The 3,911-nt window shown below is 70.1% G+C and carries 3 protein-coding genes; all 3 read right to left on the bottom strand.

Annotation, left to right across the window (positions count from 1 at the left end; all coding sequences use genetic code 11):
• Positions 1 to 146: 146 nt before the first annotated feature.
• Positions 147 to 1,187, bottom strand: coding sequence for a tRNA (adenosine(37)-N6)-threonylcarbamoyltransferase complex transferase subunit TsaD (tsaD, locus tag QM569_RS07120; protein ID WP_414986532.1), 1,041 nt, complete (start codon positions 1,185 to 1,187; stop codon positions 147 to 149).
• Between the two features lie 15 nt (positions 1,188 to 1,202).
• A complete protein-coding gene (locus QM569_RS07115; RefSeq protein ID WP_414986531.1) occupies positions 1,203 to 2,366 on the bottom strand; it encodes a branched-chain amino acid ABC transporter substrate-binding protein in 1,164 nt (387 codons plus the stop codon).
• 263 nt (positions 2,367 to 2,629) lie between these two features.
• The coding region (locus tag QM569_RS07110) for a sulfite reductase subunit alpha (protein ID WP_414986530.1) at positions 2,630 to 3,911 on the bottom strand (1,282 nt) is incomplete at its 5' end.

Below are 3,911 nucleotides of genomic sequence, written 5' to 3'. Positions count from 1 at the left end.
TTGCTGTAGCCCCAGCGCTATCGCATGGCGCTCCATCTCGCTCAGTTGTTCGTAGGTGTTCTTTGTCATGGGGCCTCAATTTTGAAGGGGTGTTGCACTTCAGATTTGAGGCCGCCAAGCGCCAGAGCCCATTTTGACCATAAACCTCAAACCGTGATCGCATCCAACGACCACCGCGGCTTCACGTCAAAAGCGTAGTCGGTATTCGCCGCCTGCTGCCCCGCCTGCAGGCGCATGGCAGCCGCCATGGCGATCATGGCCCCGTTGTCGGTACACAGGTGCAGCTCGGGGTAATGCACGCGCACCCCGGCTTGCGCGCAGGCGGCGTTGAGCTGCGCCCGCAGATGCCGGTTGGCCCCCACGCCGCCAGCCACCACCACGCGCTGAAGGCCCGTCTGCTTCAGCGCCGCCAGCGTCTTCTTCACCAGCACCTCGACGATGGCCGCCTCGGTGCTGGCGGCCAGGTCGGCCTTGCGCGCCTCCAGGTCGTCGCCCAGCTTTTTGGCTTGCGTCAGCACCGCCGTTTTCAGGCCCGCGAAGGAGAAGTCCAGGTCGCCGCTGTGCAGCAGGGGCCGGGGCAGCTTGAACGCTGCCGCATTCCCCTGCTCGGCCAGCCGCGACAGCGCAGGCCCGCCCGGGTAGCCCAGGCCCATGAGCTTGGCGGACTTGTCGAACGCCTCGCCCGCCGCGTCGTCGATGGTTTCGCCCAGGATCTCATAGCGCCCCACGCCGTCCACCCGCATGAGCTGCGTGTGCCCGCCCGACACCAGCAGGGCGACGAAGGGAAATTCCGGCGGGTCGGCGCTCAGGAAGGGAGACAGCAGATGCCCCTCCAGGTGATGCACCCCCAGCACCGGCTTGCCCAGGGACGCGCCCAAAGCGCAGGCCACCCCCGCGCCCACCAGCAGCGCCCCGGCCAGGCCCGGCCCGCGCGTATAGGCGACCACGTCCACGTCTGACAGAGATCGGTCCGCGTCGGACAGCACCTGCGCCGCCAGCGGCAGTACGCGCCGGATGTGGTCGCGGCTGGCCAGTTCGGGCACCACGCCGCCATACGCCTGGTGCATGTCGATCTGGCTGTGCAGCGCGTGCGCCAGCAGCGTGGGTACGGCGTCGCCCGTGGCGCGCACGAGTGCCACGCCGGTTTCGTCGCAAGAGGATTCAATGCCCAGGATCAGCAAGCTCATGGGCCGCGAGTGTAATTACCAGCGGTCGGAGCGCATGCGCAGCTCCCAGCCGCCCCGCCGCAGCTCGTACACGCCCACGGCACCGTAGCGCTGCTCGCCCTTCTCGTCCCAGGTCATGGTGCCGCTCACGGGCGCATAGCCGTTGATGCTGTGCAGCGCCTTGGTGATGTCTGCGGGCTCGGCCGACTTGGCCTTCTGGATGGCGGCGGACAGCACGTACATGCTGTCGTAGCTGTAGTGGCCGCCGTAGGCAGGCGGCTTCTTGTAGGCGGCGGTGTATTTTTCGAGGAAGGGCTTGCCCGTGGTGAACTCCTTGGCCTCCAGCACCGGGGACGTGGCGTACAGCCCGCCCTCGACGATGCCCCGGCCTTTGGTCATGTCGGTGGTCTTGATGGTGTCGCCGCCCAGCAGGCTCACCTTGGTGTGGCCCACCTTGCGCAGGGCCTCCAGCAGCGCCAGCGCCTGAAAGTCGTTGAGCGTGGAGACGATGACCTCGACCTGGGCGGTCTTCAGCTCCTCGGCCAGCGCGTCGAACGCCGTGGTCTTGTCGTCGAACGACTTGCGCACCACCACGTCCTTCTTCTCGGCCTTGAGCTGCTCGGCCGCGCCGTCGGCCAGGCCCTTGCCGTAGGGCGTGCCGTCGTCCAGCGCGGCATAGCGCGTGGCCGACAGCTGCGTGGCGGCGAACGAGCCGATGGCGCGCGCCTGCAGCGTGTCGTTGCCGACCATGCGGAAGGTGGTGGGAAAGCCCAGCTGCGTGAACCTGGGGTTGGTGGAGATGGCGATCTGCGCGATGTCCTTGGCCGCGTAGATGGGCGCGGCCTCGATGCTCACGCCCGAATTCAGGTGCCCGATGACGGCCACCACGCCCGCGTCCACCAGCTGCTGGGCCACGGCCTTGCCGGTGGCGGCGTCGGCCTTGTCGTCCAGCGCCACCACCTCCAGCGTCACGCGCTTGCCGTCCACGGTGTAGCCGCTCTGGTTCAGCTCGGCCACGGCCAGGTTCACGCCGTTGAGCAAGTCCTGCCCCAGGGCGCCCAGCGGGCCGCTCAGCGGCTGCGCCACGCCGACCTTGATGGTGTCGGGCACCTTGCCGCACCCGGCAAGCAGGGCGGCGCAGGCGATGGCGGACAGGGCCAGGCCCGCCGAGAAGCTGCGCCGGTCGATCAAACGGTTCATGAGAGAAGACTCCATAGCAATGTGTGAATGGGGCCGGATGGTTGTGCCCGGCGCCCGAAGGCCCTACCGGGTTTGCCCTGCCGTGGCAGCACTATTAGCAAGTTTCAGGCCCTGCAAGGCAGCGCAGCAGCCAGGGTGATGCGCCGCTGGTGGCAGGTTTGGTTTATGCATCAAATTGGCCTGTAGCGCTTATCCATAAAGCACCTATAGCTATGTAATCAATAGCAAACCGCCTGCTGGGATATGAGGCAGAGACCCATCGGTCAATACACGTCGCGCCGGTAGCGCCCGCTGCGCAGCAGCTGCGCCACCTGCTCGCGCCCCATCAGCGCGGCCAGGGCGTCGTCCACGCCCTGGGCCATGCCCTGCAGGCTGCCGCAGACGTACAGCGCCGCGCCTGCCTGCACCCAGTCGCGCAGCGCATCGGCCGCCTGGGCCAGCCGGTGCTGCACGTACACGCGCTCGGCCTGGTCGCGCGAGAAGGCCAGGTCCAGCCGCTGCAGCACGCCGCTGGCCTGCCAGGACGCGATTTCGTCCCGGTACAGAAAGTCGTGGTCGGCATTGCGCTCGCCGTAGATGAGCCAGTTCGGCCCCGCCCCCGCCGCCGCGCGCGCGCGCAGGTGGCCGCGCAGCCCGGCGATGCCGGTGCCGTTGCCGATGAGGATCAGCGGGCGGGCGGCGTTGTCCTGCAGCCGGAAGTTGCTGTGCGCGCGCAGCCGCAGCGTCACCGCGCCGCCCAGCGCCGCACCGTTGGCAAGCCAGGACGAGGCCACGCCCGGCGTGCCGTCACCGCGCCGCGCCACGCGCACCACCAGGTGGACGCGGCCATCGCTGGCGATGGACGCGATGGAGTATTCGCGCGGGTGCTGTGGGTCGGCGGGCGCGCGCACCTGCGCCAGGTCGCCCGACTCCCACGCCGCTGCCGCCCCGCCCTGCGGCGGCGCCAGCTCGACGTGGAACACGGGCGCGCCCGCGCTGCCGGGGTTGAGGTGGCGGCGCGCGGCCAGCGTCCAGTCCGCGAAGCCGGGGGCGGCCTGCCAGGCGGGCAGTTCAGCGGGCAGTTCGCCCAGGCTCGCCACCTGCGCGAGCTGGTGCTGCCAGGCGGTGAGCGCAGCCGGGTCGCCGTTGTCCATCTCCACGCGCTCGAACAGCGGCACGGCGCCGCGCGCGCGCAGCCAGCCGTCGAGCTGGCGGCCAAAGGCGCAAAAGTGCGTGTACTGCCGGTCGCCCAGCGCCAGCAGGCCGTATTGCAGGTGCGGCAGCTGCGGCGCCGCGCCGTCCAGAGCAAAGGCGGCGGCGTTGTCGGGCGCGTCGCCCTCGCCGTAGGTGCTGGCGATGAACAGCGCGCGGCGGGTGCGCGCCAGCAGCGCCGCGTCCACCGCGCCCAGCGCACACAGCTGCACGGGCTCGCCCGCGGTGTGCAGCAGGCGGGCGGTTTCGCGGGCCAGCTCCTCGGCCTGGCCGGTCTGGCTGGCAAAGGCGACCAGCAGCGGCGCCACGCCCGCGCGCGCAGTCGCCAGCGCCGCCGCCTCGTCGCGCGCCGCC

Source organism: Acidovorax sp. (assembly GCF_047607405.1).
Classification (GTDB): domain Bacteria; phylum Pseudomonadota; class Gammaproteobacteria; order Burkholderiales; family Burkholderiaceae_C; genus Acidovorax.
The sequence above is the reverse complement of the archived record's forward strand: the minus strand, read 5'-3'. Positions and strand labels throughout refer to the sequence as shown.